At 53.4% G+C, this 17468-nt stretch carries 12 protein-coding genes; 4 read left to right on the forward strand and 8 right to left on the reverse strand.

What is annotated here, in order from left to right:
- Positions 1-3: 3 nt before the first annotated feature.
- The 5 genes from ACRQ84_RS08380 to wbaP form a co-directional block, all read right to left on the reverse strand.
- On the reverse strand, positions 4-1140 hold the full coding sequence (locus ACRQ84_RS08380) for an EpsG family protein (protein ID WP_483817733.1): 1137 nt from the start codon (positions 1138-1140) through the stop codon (positions 4-6).
- 180 nt (positions 1141-1320) lie between these two features.
- Positions 1321-3498, reverse strand: a complete 2178-nt coding sequence (gene wzc / locus ACRQ84_RS08385) for a tyrosine-protein kinase Wzc (RefSeq protein ID WP_064739231.1) — start codon at positions 3496-3498, stop codon at positions 1321-1323.
- 12 nt (positions 3499-3510) lie between these two features.
- Positions 3511-3945 carry an arsenate reductase/protein-tyrosine-phosphatase family protein gene (locus ACRQ84_RS08390; protein ID WP_483817734.1) on the reverse strand — a complete coding sequence of 145 codons (435 nt, stop codon included), beginning with the start codon at positions 3943-3945 and terminating at the stop codon, positions 3511-3513.
- Between the two features lie 9 nt (positions 3946-3954).
- Positions 3955-5085: a polysaccharide export protein gene (locus ACRQ84_RS08395; protein WP_155726391.1), complete on the reverse strand. Its 1131-nt coding sequence runs from the start codon at positions 5083-5085 to the stop codon at positions 3955-3957.
- A gap of 274 nt (positions 5086-5359) precedes the next feature.
- Complete coding sequence (wbaP, locus tag ACRQ84_RS08400) at positions 5360-6793, reverse strand: undecaprenyl-phosphate galactose phosphotransferase WbaP (protein WP_064739233.1); 1434 nt, start codon at positions 6791-6793, stop codon at positions 5360-5362.
- A gap of 787 nt (positions 6794-7580) precedes the next feature.
- Here wbaP and ACRQ84_RS08405 point away from each other — a divergent pair.
- Positions 7581-9143, forward strand: coding sequence for a TerC family protein (locus ACRQ84_RS08405; protein WP_064739234.1), 1563 nt, complete (start codon positions 7581-7583; stop codon positions 9141-9143).
- A gap of 99 nt (positions 9144-9242) precedes the next feature.
- On the opposite strand, the gene asmA is transcribed toward ACRQ84_RS08405, so the two are convergent.
- From asmA to udk, 3 genes are all read right to left on the reverse strand, one after another.
- Positions 9243-11042: an outer membrane assembly protein AsmA gene (gene asmA / locus ACRQ84_RS08410; protein ID WP_064739235.1), complete on the reverse strand. Its 1800-nt coding sequence runs from the start codon at positions 11040-11042 to the stop codon at positions 9243-9245.
- Positions 11043-11187: 145 nt separating this feature from the next.
- The gene (gene dcd / locus ACRQ84_RS08415) at positions 11188-11769 is read right to left on the reverse strand and encodes a dCTP deaminase (RefSeq protein WP_007888946.1); all 582 of its coding nucleotides are present in this window, start codon (positions 11767-11769) and stop codon (positions 11188-11190) included.
- A gap of 72 nt (positions 11770-11841) precedes the next feature.
- Entirely contained in the window at positions 11842-12480 is a 639-nt protein-coding gene (gene udk, locus ACRQ84_RS08420) for a uridine kinase (protein ID WP_007888949.1), read from the reverse strand.
- 230 nt (positions 12481-12710) lie between these two features.
- On the opposite strand from udk, the gene ACRQ84_RS08425 reads away from it, so the two are divergent.
- The 3 genes from ACRQ84_RS08425 to yegD all read left to right on the forward strand — a co-directional run bounded on the left by ACRQ84_RS08425 (position 12711) and on the right by yegD (position 17467).
- Positions 12711-13322 (forward strand): phosphatase PAP2 family protein, encoded by a 612-nt coding sequence (locus ACRQ84_RS08425; protein ID WP_064739236.1) that lies wholly within the window; start codon positions 12711-12713, stop codon positions 13320-13322.
- A 150-nt stretch (positions 13323-13472) separates the two neighbouring features.
- Positions 13473-16037, forward strand: a complete 2565-nt coding sequence (locus ACRQ84_RS08430; protein WP_483817735.1) for a diguanylate cyclase — start codon at positions 13473-13475, stop codon at positions 16035-16037.
- Between the two features lie 77 nt (positions 16038-16114).
- Positions 16115-17467: a molecular chaperone gene (gene yegD / locus ACRQ84_RS08435; protein ID WP_483817736.1), complete on the forward strand. Its 1353-nt coding sequence runs from the start codon at positions 16115-16117 to the stop codon at positions 17465-17467.
- Position 17468 lies beyond the last annotated feature (1 nt).

Below are 17468 nucleotides of genomic sequence, written 5' to 3' on the forward strand. Positions count from 1 at the left end.
CGATTAATGAAACAATTTGAATTCACGAGCAACTTCATAGCCAACAACGGCTTGCTTCAGTGAGATCGTGTTGTAATAGAGGTAATAAACAAGGAAGAAAGCAAACATCGCGAACATCGCGGGTTTAAGCGCGCGTTTTGACTGGAAGATCAGCGACGTCAAAATAATCGGTTCGACCTGCAGCAGGTAGTTCGACAGGCGCGCACCCGATGAGTAGTTATAGAAGAAGATCCTGATACCGCCGCCGATAGCGAAAGTGAGAATCAGCAGGTAATTCAGTTTCCACACGTCGTACTGATCGCGCTTGAGTTTGTTGCTCAGCATGAAGTAGACAAAGATGAACACCAGCATGATGTTTTTCAGGTTCGACACTGACACCACGCTGCCATCACCGGCATTCGACGCTTCGTTGCTGTAGCCTGCGGCCCTCTCCCCCATCGATCCCAGATGTCCGGCGATCAAGGCAATAAAGCCGGTACCGCCCACCACCGAGAGTGGCACACTGAACATGATGATGATCACTGGCCACCAGCGTGATTCCCGAATAAACAGGAACGGTATGATGGTGACGACCATCACGGCGGTGTTGTGACTGAGGAAGGACAGAATAAAGAAGGCAAACGCCCACCAGTATTGCTTGATATAAATGGTCCAAATTACGCCGAGAAACAGCGCCGAACTCAGGCCAAAACGAATCTGGTTAACGTCTTTGTTGATGAAGATGTGCGCCGAGTAAAGCGCCAATGCCAGCACCGGATACGGCGACATCTTTTTAAAGAAGATCGCGTTAGTCGATACTGCCAGAATACTGAACACAAACAGGAACACGCTGGCATTGTGTGAAAACAGGCTGGTGATCCATGCAATCGCAAAAATCAGCGGTTCGTAACGGAAGAAGGCAACGGTATTAGCAAAACCGTTAACCTCAATACGGCGGATGAAGTCGGCAAAGAAACTGCGATATTGATAGTCATCCATCCCGGTGCCGAGACCGCGAATACCCGCAAAGACAATCAGCGTTACGGTGGCGATACACAGCAGGTAAGTCAGAATATGGGTGGTGCGTTCGTCTTTCTTCAACAGGATTTCGACCAGCGCAAGCAACAGTACAAACCCTGATAAATACCAATATGGAGCCATGGTGTGATTCCTTAATTCCACAAGTTCTCATGCCAACAGTGGCTTTTATGGCGTTATAGAGAGAATCACCTGTGTAAATCGTTGCGTGTCGTCATTCAAACGGTGCGATCAAAAGGGGCGGTCAACCCGCCCCTCTCTTCACCGGATTACCCTCATCATTAACGGTCAATGACGGGCAAATTAACTTTTGGTCGGTTTGCCATACTCGTAGTCGTAATAGTCGTAACCGTAACCATACGAGTTGGCGGCTTTACGCACCACGGCGTTGAGGATCACACCTTTAATCTCAATACCGTTCTGTGCAAAGCGTTTGAAGCTGACATCCAGTTCTTTCGGCGTGTTGGTTTCAAAACGCGCCACCATCAGCGAAGTACCGGCCAGTTTGCCGATGATAGATGCATCGGTTACCGCCAGAATTGGTGGCGTATCAATCAACACCAGATCGTAGTTCTTGCTCGCCCAATCCAGCAGCTCACCCATGCGACGATGCATCAGCAGTTCAGATGGGTTCGGCGGCACCTGTCCGCGAGGCAGGAAGTCAAAACCGTACGGGCCTTTCTGAATCAGCGCTGGGCTGAATTCGGTTTTGCCAGACAATACGTTGGACAAGCCTGATTTGTTATCAGCTGACAGCAATTCGTGGGTATAACCGCGACGCATATCACCATCGATGAACAGCACGCGTTGGCCCGCTTTTGCTACCAGCGTTGCCAGATTGGCACAGATAAAGGTTTTACCAATACCTGGGCTGGCGCCGGTGATCATCAGGATGTTGTTTTTCGCTTCCATCATCGCGAAGTGCAGGCTGGTACGCAGGCTACGGATCGCTTCAATTGACAGGTCGGTTGGATTACCCAAGGCCAGCAGCGTTTCGTGCGGATCGGTTTTCACCTTGTTGCCACGACGCGCCAGTGCTTCGGTATCTTTCTTACGTTGCCATTCTGACAGCGGTACGCTGGCGTAGACGTTCATGCCCAGCTCTTCCAGCTGCTCTGGATTCTCGATACCGTGATGCAACAGCGCTTTCAGCAATACCAGACCCACAGAAACCATCAGACCCAGAATCACGCTAGCAGCGATAATCAGCAGCTTCTTCGGTGCCACAGGACTGTTACCGGTTGCCGCGCCATCGATGATGCGCACATCACCCACGGTGCTGGCTTTACTGATACCCAGCTCTTGCTGACGGTTCAGCAACTGCATGTAGATTTCCTGACCCGACTGCACATCACGCGTCAGACGCAAGATCTCTTGCTGCGTTTGTGGCATCTGAGAAATCTTTTTGTTCAGCGTTGCCTGCTCACCTTCCAGCGTTTTGCGTTTTTCCAGCAAGGCGCGATAGGTTGGGTGATCTTTAGTAAACAGCTGAGAAACTTCGGCTTCACGGAAGGTCAGTTCGTTCAACTGGCTCTGCACGCTGACAGAAGAATCCAGCGCAGATTTCGCTTCCAGCGACAGGTCAACCGACTCGTTCTGGCGACGGAAGGTGTTCAGCTTATCTTCCGCATCATCCAGTTTGCCACGCACTTGCGGCAGCTGATTGCGCAGGAATTCCAGGCTCTTTTCCGCTTGCTCAGATTTGCGTTCAACGTTCTGCAGCAGGTAGTTATTAACGATTTGGTTCAGTACCTTGCTGATCTGCTCTGGATCTTCACCCAGATACTCCAGACCCAGCACACCGGTGTCTTTGCCTTTGTCGGCAACGGTCAGGTTGGCCAGTACCGAGTTAATGGCTTGCAGCTCGTTCAACTTGGTTACGCTGAAGCTGGTGCCCTCATCGGCATTGATACCGCTGACCAGCATGGTGACATCACCGTGCGTTTCCAGCTGACCGACTTTACCTTTGAACAGCTCATCGCCATCCGCTGACACGGTGTACGAGTCAGGACCGGTCACTTCCAGTTCGACGGTGCGCTTATCAATGGTGCGTGGAATTTCCAGGCGAGAGATCGCCACGGTTGATGGCTTGTTGCCCATCAGGCGCGACAGACCTTTACCAATAACCGGGAAATAGTTCTGGGTGACAACGGTATCCAGTCCCAGATCGGCAACGGTTTTACCGATAACCATGCGCGATTCGAGAATCTGAATCTCAGTATCGGATGCTGGCGTTGGCGGCAGAATGCTGTCGAGCTCATTCAGCACCGAGCTGGCGTTCTTTTGCTCAACCTGCACCATGGCATCAGCGCTGTAAATCGGTGTTGCAAACAGTGTGTAGAGGGTTGCCACCAGCATAAAGAAAGCGGTAACGGCAACAATGATCCAGCGATGATCAATCAGCTGTCCCACAAGATGCGCCAGATCCCATCCATTCGAATCTTCCTTTGGCGCGGTCATAACCTTGTTTTTGATATTCATGGATAATCCCAACTATCGGCTTAATACGTTGACCCATTTCTGGGTAGCGTTTTCCAGTAACCCGTAGACCTCTTCAAAGGCCTCGCGACTTTTTTTGTACGGATCCGCAATTTCATGCTGGTTGAGCCAGTGGCCAAGCAGCATGGTTTTTCCGCGTGCGGCTGGATCGATGCGATTCACCTGCTCAATATGGCGCTTTTCCATTACCAGAATCAGGTCATAGTCACGACACATGCTGGCCGTTAACTGCTGTGCCTGATGACCCTCGAGCGACACGCCGTGATCGGCGGCCACATCGAGAGCTTTCTGGTCCGCCGGATAGCCTTGCAGCGCACTGAGCCCTGCGGAGGCGATCCGGATGTTGGGTAGCGCGCGTTTGAACAGACGCTCTCCGGTGGGAGAGCGGCAAATGTTGCCGACGCAGACGACTAACACGGACTTAATCATGGCGAACCCTTAGTTCGACCAGTTGCGGAAACGAAGCGCCGCGGAGCTGGCATCGTCAACACCTACGATGGTCGGCAACAGGCTTGAAATCACACGGTTCCAACGGGTAATTGGTGTCGCGGTGACATAAACGATGTCGTACGGCTCCAGTTGGAATTCGGTGCCCATCACCATCGATGCCGCATCTTTGGTATTCAACTGATAGATGTTGGCAATTTTGGTGCGGTTGGTGCCGCGGATCGGACGAATCACGAACACGCCGGTGGCATCAGACGTGGTCTGATCCATACCCTGCGAGTTGCCCAGTGCTTCGGCCAGCGTCATGCCGCTGCGGTCCATCTTCAGCGTTGACTGCTGCTTCACTTCGCCCATCACGAAGACTTTCAAGTCATCGTTACGCGGAACGTAGAGGATATCGCCCGGATAAAGCAGATGGTTTTGGCTCAGGTCGCCGTTTTGCATCAGCGCCTGCAACGAAAGACGTTGTTCTTTGCCGTTGTGCGTCAGCACCACGTTGCGCCAGTCAGCGTCAGCGGCTAAGCCGCCAGCGGCGTTGACGGCATCCAGCACGGTCAGCGGCACGTTAGTGATCGCCTGTTGTCCGGAGGTGGTCACCGAACCGGTAACGTAGGCTTTCTGCGAACGGAACGAGGCGACGTTTACGTCAACCTGCGGACTTTCAATGAACTGTGCCAGACGACGCGCCACTTCGCTGCGGATCTCGGTGACGGTTCGGCCCGCTACGCGGACTTTACCGATGTACGGGTAGAAGATGGTGCCATCCGCCTGCACCCAGTTGCCGGTGTCGCTGGCGCTACGGTATTGACCGGCTGGTGTGGTCAGCTCTGGGTGATCCCAGACGGTGACGTTGAGTACGTCGCCAACACCGATGCGGTATTCGTAGCTCTGGATTTCGTTTTGCAGCATCGGGTTAGCCTGCGCGACTAACGGCTTCGGACGCATCTGTTCAACCAGACGCGGCGTCAGCGGGAAGACGTTGACATATTTGTCGATGTCATAGTTGCTATCCTGTTGCTCTATGACATCTTTTCCACTGGTGGAAAGGTGAGAACCCGGCTCAATAGTACATCCGGAGAGAAAAGTCGCGGATACCAGTAAAGGTATCAATTTAATTTTCATTATCATCTGATTCTTCGCTATCAGTTATTGATTGATAGAGGCGAAATCGCCCGCTGTGTAGCGTCTTACAAAAAGTTAATGTGACGGGTTAAACACTGAAACTGTGGGTCATTATTATGCGCTCCCTTGGTTTTATGTTGTCACCGAGTCTAAAGACGACATCAATTAAAATGGTTTATACAGACTCAATAAGTGCAGCTGTCAAATAACGACACACCCAGCACCGGCAGTTTTCAACCGGGGATAATAGTGCCCTCCCCGGCCTCGCTGTCTATCAATAGGCGCCATCGCGTTTCAGCACTACGCCAACCGTCTTAAACAGAATCGCAATGTCATTCCACAGCGACCAGTTCTTGACATACCACGAGTCGAAATAGACGCGTGTTTCATAGTCAACGTCGTTACGACCGCTAACCTGCCACAATCCCGTCATGCCTGGCTTTGCCATCAGGTAATAATCGACGTCACCGGCATAACGGCAGAGTTCATCTTCAATAACCGGGCGCGGACCCACCAGGCTCATATCGCCACGTACCACGTTCCACAGCTGCGGCAGCTCATCCAGACTGGTTTTACGGATGAAATGACCGACTTTGGTAATGCGCGGATCGTTCTTCAGTTTGAAATCTTTATCCCACTCGGCACGGGCCACGGGGTCGGTACGCAGTACCTCTTCCAGCACCTCTTTCGAGTTAATCACCATCGAGCGGAATTTCAGGCATTTGAACTTACGGCCGCCCAAACCAACACGTTCATGACCGTAAATCGGTGGTCCACCATCGCGGCCAACCATAAAGCCGAGTACCAGCAGCGCCGGGGACAGCGCGAGGATAATGCTGAGCGCGCCGACGATATCGAATGCACGCTTAAGGAAACGTGAAGTGCGCTTCGCCAGATTGTTATTGACGCGCAGAATCATCACTTCATGGCTGAAGATGTAAGCCATGTCGGTGCCGTAAAGCGGTACACCGCGCAGCGTTGGGATCACGGAAACCGAGCGGCAATTATGCATCGCGAGGGTTTTCAGCCAGTGATCGCGGTGCTGACTCTGTTCGAACTCCACCGCCACGATGAACTGGGTTTCGCTGTTAGTCAGCTGCCACAGCTCTTGTTCGTTGTGCAGAACGGGCACGCCTGAAATGCTGGCCTGCGGGCTGCTCTTATCAACATCGAAGAAGGCAATCACATCAAAGCCCATAACCTCTTCGCTCTGCAGTGCCTGCCAGGCTTCCTGCGCATTACGGCTGCTGCCGATGATGATAGTTTGCTTCTTCCACATGCCGTAATGATTCAGGACGCGTTTAGAGATGGAGCGCGCCAGTGGAATCAGAATCAGCGCCAGAATCCAGGTAGCAACCCAGACAAAGCGCGACATTTGCCATTGTGAAAGTGCTGAAATTGACAAATCAATGACAGAGAAAATGAGAATGGTACGAAAGATCTCTTTGAGCTCGAACCAGAATGGCTTGCGGTAAGTATAATGACGCAGGCGAACCCAGAACCAGCCTACGCAAATAATGGAGAGAGCAATGTGCGTAGCAATTTTTAAATGCAGGTATTTTTCAGATATATCTGCCAAAGGAGAATGGGTGAACGAATTAACCAACGCCATCGCAATAAATAATGCGGCGTTGAAACAAATTAAATCCGAGCATGCCAGTAAAAATTTGGTCAGGAGACTTTTATATGTAATTTCGTTATCGCGCATATTTAACTCTTTTATATTATTTCTTAATCCCTAACGCCTCAACGCTGTTTAATAAACGAGCGATATATTCACTGCATTTGTTGAGGCAATCTGCGGTAAATTCTCTGAGGTCAAAACAAACTCTCGCATTAGTAAGCAAGAGAATCTTGATTAATACCAACAGATTAGTCCGACTTCCCTTACCACAGTGACAGACCATTTAACCAAGATAAGGCGTTTCAGGCACGCTACCGCCCTTGGCTGTCGCTGCCAATACCGCTTCCGTCATCCTATTTACAGCCTGTTTTATGCGGCATTTCGCGCTAATTACCGGCCGTGGTCCGCGTGCGATCACAATTCGCAACATTAGGAGGCTAAGGAGCACGCTATTAACAACATTGGCGCAGACATTTACTAACACGTTGCTATACTAGTTATTACTGGCTTGTTTACAAGTAGGCCCCGTCTTCCCTGCACTATTTTAGGAAAAAGACTACCAGCCATAAGTATTGATGCCAGCCCTTTCAGGCCATTCCTCAGCAAAATTCAGATTAATTCGATACTCAACGACTCAATATGCTGCATTAAAAATGCGCGAGCTTAGTGACTAAAAAAAAATAATAGCGTGCTTCATTCACGTGCAATCTTTATCCATAATTTCATCTTTTCGGTGCAAACCGGCAATCGCGGTTATTCTTCTTTCTTAGTCGCACCGCGGATTGACCGTGTTAGCGGCTATTTGTAGGCTTTAGGCCGTTTCACTATCATCAGATTAAACATATGACACAGACATTAAGGTGATTAACGCATGTTGGAGTGGATCATTGATCCATCGCTCTGGGCAGGATTAGTAACGCTAATCGTTCTGGAGCTGGTGTTGGGCATTGATAACCTGGTTTTCATTGCCATTCTCGTCGAAAAGTTGCCGCCAAAGGAGCGCGACCGCGCGCGCATTATCGGGCTGCTGCTTGCGCTGCTGTCGCGTTTAGCGCTGCTGGGCTCACTTTCGTGGCTGGTAACCCTGACACAACCGCTGTTTACCCTGCTGCATCACGATTTTAGCGCCCGCGATCTGCTGCTGTTATGTGGTGGCTTCTTTCTTCTTTATAAGGCCACTACCGAGTTAAACAGCCGCCTTGAAGGCGGTGATGAGGAAACTGGTCAAAATAAGAACGGTGCTAAATTCTGGCCAGTGGTGGCGCAAATAGTGGTGCTGGACGCTATCTTCTCGCTGGATTCGGTGATTACCGCCGTCGGTATGGTCAATGAACTGCCGGTGATGATGGCAGCGGTGACGGTGGCGATTCTGCTCATGCTGCTGGCAAGTAAACCGCTTACGCGTTTTGTTAACGGCCATCCGACTATCGTGATTCTCTGCCTGAGCTTCCTGCTGATGATCGGCTTTAGCCTGGTCGCCGAAGGATTAGGCTTTGTTATTCCGAAAGGCTATCTCTACGCGGCGATCGGTTTTTCTATCGTCATTGAGATACTGAATCAGCTGGCAACGTTTAACCGTCGCCGTTTCCTCACTGCCGGACGCCCATTACGCCAGCGCACCTCGGAAGCCGTCTTGCGTATTTTGCGCGGTGAGGCGCAGCATGCCGAATTGGACGCCGATACCGCCTCTTTAGTGAGCGACAATGAAGAAGGTGCGCTGTTTAACCGTCAGGAAAGACGCATGATTGCACGTGTGCTGGGGCTGGGGCAGCGCCAGATCAATAGCATCATGACTTCGCGCCACGACATTGAGCACATCGACCTTGCCGAAGATCCGGCTGACATTATGGCGAAGCTCGACCGCAACCAGCACACGCGTATTCTGGTTACCGAACAGGGACGCGATCCGCTCGGCGTAGTGCACGTTATTGATCTGCTGCACCAATCCTTGCACAGCAAATCATTGGATTTACGCTCGCTGATCCGTCAGCCGTTGATCTTTCCTGAGCGCGTAACGTTGCTGCAGGCGCTGGAACAATTCCGCAACGCGCGCACCCATTTCGCTTTTGTGGTGGATGAGTTTGGTTCGGTGGAGGGGGTGGTAACGCTTAGCGACCTGATGGAAACCATCGCCGGCAATCTGCCGAACGAAGGGGAAAAAATCGACCCGCGTTATGATATTGAAGCATTGCCCGACGGCGGTTGGGTGGCGAACGGGCATATGCCATTAGAGGATTTAGCCGTCTATGTGCAGCTGCCGCTCGACGAAAAGCGCAATTACCATACGCTGGCGGGATTGCTGATGGATAGCCTGCAACATGTGCCGCAGGAAGGGGAAGCGTTGCAGATCGGCGATTATCTGCTGCGTACATTGCAGGTGGAAAATCATCGCGTGCAGAAAGTGGAAATAGTGCCGATAAATATCGAGGCATAAATCGCACCTAACGTAACGGCGCGATTTATCGCGCTCGTTTTATCCGCCATCGCGGTGCGCAATACATTGGGCCGCTACGTTAAGGTGCGAAACGGGCGTTTATGGCTGCTTCGCAGGTTGCTGGCGATCCAGCCACTGATTCAGCCGCGACTTCGCTTCACTTTGCAGCTGCTGACGCACCACGTCATCCACCGGTAACGAATACTGCAGATTATTCCAGCCGCCATACATGCGCAGCGGAATAGTTTGCTGATTTAACAGGTTGGCTAATTTGTCATCGCCCTGCCATCCGCGCAGCACCATATTAATGGTAACGTCGAGCTGCTGCTTATTCATATCGACACGGCCTTGAGTTTGCAGCGCCAGACGACTGTTGCCGCCCTGCAAATCCGGCAAACTGAAGATGCCTTGCTTGAGGCTGACGCGCCCGCTTAACTGCTGGATGCCCTGATCGTCAGGCTGATCGTTAGTGACACGATTGCTCACGCGCGCCACCGCCCGACGTACCATTTGCTGCAGATTCAGCTGCGAAAGCTGCAGATTAGTGGCTTCCAGATCCGCACTGCCCTGCCAGTTACGTTTTGCTTCTTCAATACTTAATCCGGCTCCGCTGAGATCGCCTTTCAGCGAGACGGTGCCCTGCAATGTTTCTGGCAGTTCCAACGCTTTGAGCAACGGCGCAATGGCGATGTTATCCAGCTCAGGCTGGAACGCGACTTGCGTTACCGGTTTACGGATGTCCACCGAACCGGGAACGGAGAAATGCCCGTCACCGAATTTGCCTTGCAACTTACTCAGGGTCATCAAGCCCTGCTGATTGCTGGCGTCGAGCTGCAAATTGGTCAGCGTCAGGCCACGCCACACGCTGCTATCCGCCGTGAGGTTGAGCATCAGATCCACTTGATTCAGCGGCGAGTCGCTGTTGTCACGCATGCGCGGCTCAGCAATCACTGGCGTGCTAACCACGTTGGCACGCTGCGCTGCGCTGCTATCCGTCACCGGTGCATTCGCCATCAGCGCGTCGATATTTAAGTGGGTGGCATGCAGCGCCAGATTCAGCTGCTGCGGAAGCGCCAAACGTCCATCGGCACTGCCATCCAGCGCGCTGTCATTGGCGGTGAGCTGCATCTTCTGTAATGAGAAATGCTGATTGTCGCCGTTCCATTCACCCTGACCGCGCAACGTGCCTTTAATCCCCTGCGTCGGCAGATTGGCGCCGTCGATGGCGTAATTCATCTCATCCAGCTGTCCGACTAACCGATGTGGATACTGCGCCACATTCATTTGCCCTTTGAGATTGACGCTGAGATTGCGCTGATTACGCGAAATCCGGGTAGCCAGATTAATGCTGGCCTGTTTGCTGGCATCCTGATCGAGATTGAGATTGAGGTCGCGGAAGTTATATTCGTCGCCGCCGGATTGCTGCCAAATCAGCAGGCTATCGGCGAGACGCAGTTTGCCTATGTTAAATGACCAGCCGGTGTTGCTGCTGCTCACCGGTTCGGCATCACCCGGCCCCACGGGCGCGCCCGTCGGCTTTTGCGCTGCACTCTGCGGCGTGACGCGAATAATGGCATTTTTCAGCATCACCTGGTTGACGCTAAGCTGATGCGATAACAGCGGCCAAAGATTGACATCCAGCCGCATGTTATCGGCGGTGACCATCGGTTGCGTGGCGCCAGGCGCGGTCAAACTCATGCGCCCAGCCAAAATGCTGAGTTGCGGCCAGACATGCCAGCGCAGATCGCCGCTTACCTGAAGCTGATAACCACTGCGCTGTTCTACCTGCTTTACCATATAGGTACGAAAGTCGTTGGGATTGACCAGCAACACCAATGCTGTCATACCCGCTACGACCACCACTAACAGGATGGCCAGTGTTGTTATCACTCTTCTCATCAAATCCTCATTGCCTGCATACTTCAAGTTGCAGCCGCGTTGGCTGCGCTCGCTCACCCCCGTCACTTACTGCTGTAAGCGCCTGGAGATCTACTCGCTTGCCGCGTTGCTGCACCTCGAAGTATTGTGGCAAGCATTTTTTTAGTCAGTCTTTGTCGATGCGGCTGGCATCCGCGCCCTGCTGACCACGATATTTGGCATCTTCGCGGCGGTTATACGGACGCGCAGCCGGGCCTGATAACGGCTCAAAGCTCAAGGCACCAATTAACATGCCCGGACGCAGCGCCAGCGGCAGTTTGCCCGAATTATAGAACTCCAGCACGATGCGGCCTTGCCAGCCGGGATCGATACGGTGCGCGGTAACGTGCACCATCAAGCCAAGGCGTGCCAGCGAAGAACGACCATCCAGCCAGCCGACCAAATCGTCGGGTATGGTGACGGATTCCAGCGTCACCGCCAACGCCAACTCGCCCGGATGCAGGAAAAAGGCCTCGCCTTCCGGCAACACAATCTCATCGCTCATCACGCGATCCAGTGCGGCACTGACCTCGTGCTTTGGACCACTCAAATCAATAAAAGCGGCAGTGTGGCCACTAAAGGTGCGGAACTGATTGCCGAGGCGCACATCAACCGTCGCGCCGTTAATGCGTTCCACTGGCGGACGCGGCTCAATCGCCAACTTTCCGTTGTCCAGCCAGGCTTCAATATCGCGATCGCATAATCTCATCGCAGGTACTCCATGAATTAAGTGTAGCGAATGGCTACGACAGTGCGTCACGCCTGCGCGGACGCTGTGTCGTCAAAGATACTGATTAATCTTGGCCTTGAGGATATCAATCGCGATACGGTTTTTTCCGCCGCGCGGCACAATGATGTCAGCGTACTGCTTGGAAGGTTCAATAAATTGCAGGAACATCGGACGCACGGTCTTCTGATATTGGCTCATTACGGAATCCATTGAACGACCGCGCTCATTGACGTCGCGCTTCATGCGGCGCATCAGGCAGATATCCAGCGGCGTATCGACGAAGATGGAGAAATTCATCTCCTGGCGCAGTCGCGCATCGGTCAGCAGCAGAATGCCTTCCAGAATGATGACTTTCTTAGGCTTGAGATGAATGCAATCGCTGGTACGCGTGTGCTCAACGTAGCTGTAGACCGGCAACTCAATATCCTGACCCGCTTTGATAGCGCGCAGATGCTGCAGCAGCAAATCATGATCCATCGCACTCGGATGGTCATAGTTGGTTTTCACCCTCTCTTCCATGGTGAGGTGGCTCTGATCTTTATAGTAGGCATCTTCGGGGATCACGCCGATATGCTCGTCACCGACCTGGTCACGGATTTCACGATAGAGCGTGCTGGCGATAAGACTTTTTCCGGATGCGGATGCACCTGCGATGCCAACGATCACGCACTGATGAGACTTGTCAGTCATACTTTTTTAAGACCTGATAACTGGAGCCTGCCTAAGCCGAAGCTGCAACGGGCCGAATGAGAGGGTTAGTTGGCGGCAATTATAGGTATTTCACCGGTTTGATGCCAGAGAAATGGGCCGACGGCTTTTCAGAATATCCCCTTTTGCAGCCAGACGCTTAATCGTTACACTGTTCATCTGCCAACACTGTTGCTGGCGTTGGTACGCTGAATGGAGCCGCAAGGAAAAGTATGAGCTGGAAAACCCTGACCTATTTTGGTGACAGCATGTTGCTGATCCCTACCGCGGTGATTATCGCGCTGGTATTGCCATGGAAAAGCGACAACCGCCAAACCGTCTGGTATTGGGTGCTGGCGTTTGGTCTTGCTGGCCTGGTGGTGAGCGTCTCGAAAATACTGTTTCTCGGCTTTGGTATTGGTAGCGCCAGATTCAACTTTACCGGTTTCAGCGGACACAGCGCGATGTCGGCCACGCTCTGGCCGGTAATGATGTGGCTGATCTCCGGCCGCTGGTCGCCGCGCTGGCGCCTGTTTACTATTGGTATCGGTTACCTGATCCCGTTGATGGTCGGCCTGTCGCGGCTGGTTATTCACGCACACTCAAAGAGTGAAGTGCTGGCCGGCCTGATGCTCGGCTTCACGCTTAGCACCGCATTTCTGTTAACCCAGCGCCGCACGTCGCTGAAGGGCTTTAGTCTGCCACAGGTCGGTATTGCGCTGCTGGTGCCGCTGTTGCTGCTGGGCCACGGTCGCGTCGCCACCACACAACAGTTCCTTGAGCGCTTCTCGGCCAATCTGGCCGGCTTAGAAAAACCGTTCACCCGCGCCGATCTTTTTCGCTAATACCGATTGGCCCTTTGCGCGCAAAGGGCCAATCAATTCAGTGAATAACGACCAAAACTGATTTCCCCGCAGACATCTCAAATAGATGTGCTAGCATGCAAAATAGTGATTGACTGGCGCATTTTCCCTGCGGCGCGGCTGGATTCTTGCATGACCCTCGAAATATTGACCTCACAGCAAAAACCACAACGAATCTGGCTCAATGCTTTGCTGATGGGCGGACTGACCTTTCTGCTGACGTTGTTTTGTCTGGAACTGATTGTCGTCAGCGGACGCATTTCTCCGCTTTGGTACTCCACCGCGCTGATGACGGTGATCGTGTTTCGTGCCTCGTCAAAACACGTGCCGCTGCTGCTGCTCGCCTGCGTACTGGGTACCGCGCTGGCCAACCTCCTGATTATTGGTCCCGCGCTCAGCAATATTAAATTCGCCGTCTTAAATATGGTGCAGGCCATTTTAGGCGGCGTAATGCTGCGCGCCCTGCTTGATCGACGCGCGCCGCTTAATTCATTGCTCGATTGGGTACGTTTTGCGCTGTGCGCCGGCCTGATTGCGCCATTATTGGGTGGCGTCGTCGCGTTATGGATGCTGCATGTCGGTAACAAAGCGGCGCTGCCCTTCTTCTCGACGTGGGTAATTTCCGAAGTGATTGGCGTGTTGGCGTTTGGTCCGGTGTTATTGCTGTGGCCGAATAAACCCCTGCGCCACATCTTTACGCCAGGCCGTCAGCTGGAAACGTGCCTGACGCTGCTCGGCACGCTGCTCGCCAGCTATTTATCGCTGCGTTTTCTGCCGTGGCCCTTCACCTTTATTGTGGTGATTCTTTTTTGGTGCTCGGTACGACTGCCGAAATTTGAAGCGTTTCTTTTGTTCTTCCTCAACGCCAGCTTTATTTCAATCCTGCTGGCCTTCAACTGGGTTAATCTGGCGCAAAACGGCATGCTGCTCGGCCAGGTGAGCACCTGGCTGCCGTTCCTGTTGGTGCTGCTGCCGAGTCACGTTATGGCGCTGGTGATGGATGCCTTCCAGCGTGAAAAGCATCACATCAGCGAAAGTGAAACCCGTTTCCGCAATGCCATGGAGTATTCGGCCATCGGCATGGCGCTGGTTTCGCCCAATGGCGGCTGGCAGCAGGTGAACCAGTCGCTGTGCCAGACGTTAGGCTTCCCGGCCGAAGAACTGAAAAAACTCACCTTCCAGCAGATTACGCATCCCGACGATCTCAATAGCGATTTGCAGCAACTTGAGCGCTTAGTGGCGGGTGAGATCATGACCTACACCATGGAGAAGCGCTATTTCCGCAAGGATGGCGAGATCGTCTGGGCGCGGCTGACGGTATCAATGGTGCGCGACGCGGCACAACAACCGCACTACTTCATCGCCCAGATTATCGATATCTCCGAATTGAAGCAGAGCGAGCAGGTCAATCGCCGCTTAATGGAACGCATCACGCTGGCGAACGAAGCCGGCGGCATCGGCGTGTGGGAATGGAATTTACTGACCGGTGAAATGCTGTGGGACAAGCGCATGTATGAGCTGTTTGGCCTCAGCCCACAGCAAACCCCCACCTACGATCTGTGGGTGCATCTGCTCGATCCGGACGAACGGGAAAGCGCCGCGCTGGCGGTGCAGCAAGCCATCGAACGCCGCAGCGCTTTCCAACTGGAATACCGGATCAATTTGCCGGAGGGTCCGCGCTACGTGCGCTCCGAGGCCAACCGCATCCTCAGCCAGGATGGGCACATCGAACGTATGCTCGGCATTTGTCAGGACATCACGCCGCTGCGCGCCTTGAATGAAGCGCTGTTCCAGGAAAAAGAGCGCATGGCGATCACCCTCGATTCGATCGGGGAAGCGGTGATCAGCACCGATGATGAAATGCGTGTCACCTTTATGAATCCCGTGGCTGAAACGCTGAGCGGCTGGCCCCAGGAAAAAGCCGCGGGCGTGCCGATTACAGAGCTGCTTAACATCACGCGCGGCGCGAATGGCCCGCGCGTCGATAACGTATTGCTGTGTCAGCTGCCGGGCGAAAAAATCTCACCCGATCTCGACGAAGAGTTGGTGCTGCACACGCCAGAGGGTGCGCGCGTTGAGATTCACTACAGCATCACACCGCTGAAAACGTTAACCGGCGCCAGCATTGGTGCGGTGATGGTTATTCAAGACGTTAGTGAATCGCGCAAGGTAATGAAACGCCTCAGCTACAGCGCCTCACACGATATGCTGACGCGCCTGCCGAATCGCCAGAGCTTCGAGCAGCGTTTAAAACATTTGGTTAACGATGCGGCGACCAACAAGACGCAGCACGTGCTGGTGTTTATCGATCTCGACAAGTTTAAAGCGGTGAACGATACCGCTGGGCACGCAGCAGGTGATGCACTGCTGCGCGAACTGGCTGAGCTGATGCCACATCATCTGCGCAGCAGCGATATGCTTGCGCGTTTGGGCGGTGATGAATTTGGCGTGTTGCTGCCGAATTGCGAGGTGGATCAGGTGCGCGATGTGGTGCAGCGCATTGTCACGGCGGTGAACGAATATTGTTTTGTGTGGAAGGAGCAGCCTTATCACGTCGGCGCGAGTGCCGGCATCACGCAAATTGATCAACATAACTTCATCAGCAATGTGGTGATGTCACAGGCTGATGTTGCCTGTTACAGCGCAAAACACGCGGGCCGTGGTCAGTATCACGTTTATCAGGAAGTGCAGCGGTAATCTGCCGCTTCTGCCCATTGCCAGCCCGCGCTGGCTGCGCTAAAGTCGCCCCCTTTTTTCCGGCATGGGGGATAAATATGTTTATCGGATTCGATTACGGCACAGCAAACTGTTCAATTGCAGTCAGTGATAATGGTACGCCGCGCCTGCTGACACTGGAGAATGGTCAGCGCCTGCTTCCCTCCATGATTTGTGCCCCGACGCGCGAAGCGATCAGCGAATGGTTATACCGTCATCATCAGGTCCCAACGCCAGACAGCGAAGGCACCGCCTTATTGCAGCGTGCGCTGCGCTATAACCGTGAAGAAGACATTGAGGTTCTGCCGGGCAGCGTGCAGTTCGGTTTGACGGCGTTGCAGCAATATATGGTCGATCCCGAAGAAGTGTGGTTCGTGAAATCACCTAAATCCTTCCTTGGTGCTAACGGCCTGAAGCCGCAGCAGATCGCCTTCTTTGAAGATCTGGTGTGCGCCATGATGCTGCACATCCGTCAGCAGGGTGAAACGCAGCTTGATCGCCCGATTGAGCAAGCGGTGATTGGTCGCCCGATTAACTTCCAGGGCTTAGGTGGCGAAGACGCCAACCAACAGGCGCAAGGTATTTTGCTGCGTGCCGCACAGCGCGCCGGTTTCCGTGATGTCGAGTTTCAGTTTGAACCCGTGGCAGCAGGGCTGGATTTTGAAGCCACGCTGCAGAAAGAGACGCGCGTGCTGGTGGTGGATATCGGCGGCGGCACCACCGACTGCTCGATGCTGCTGATGGGCCCGGAATGGCGCCATAAAACCGATCGCCGTGAAAGTTTGCTTGGCCACAGCGGTTGCCGCGTGGGCGGTAACGATCTCGACATTATGCTGGCGTTTAAAACCCTTATGCCGCTGCTGGGCCTTGGTGGCAATACGCAGAAAGGCACCGCGCTGCCCGCGCTGCCATGGTGGAATGCGGTCGCGATCAATGATGTTCCAGCGCAAAGCGATTTCTATTCTGCGGCCAGCGGCAAACTGCTGCGCGATTTGATTCGGGATGCCGAGCACAGTGACAAAGTGGCGCACCTGCTGAAAGTGTGGCAGCAGAAGCTGGGCTATCGTCTGGTGCGTGCGGCGGAAGAGAGCAAAATTGCGCTGTCTGATGTGAAAGAAACGGATGCGTCACTAACGTTTATCGCCGCACAATTGCAGGCGCAGATCAGCGCGACGCAGCTGGAAGAAGCGATTAATCAACCGCTGGAGCGTATTTTGGAGCAAGTGCATCTGGCGCTTGCCACCTGCGAAACCAAGCCGGAAGTGATTTATCTCACCGGCGGTAGCGCACGTTCTCCGGTGCTGCGTGCCGCATTGCAGCAGGCGCTGCCCGATACACCTATTGCCAGCGGTGATGATTTCGCATCGGTTACCGCCGGTCTTGCCCGCTGGGCAGAGGTGATGTTCGGTTAAG

This window comes from Pantoea sp. E2023-21 (assembly GCF_051302795.1).
Classification (GTDB): Bacteria; Pseudomonadota; Gammaproteobacteria; order Enterobacterales; family Enterobacteriaceae; genus Pantoea; species Pantoea ludwigii_A.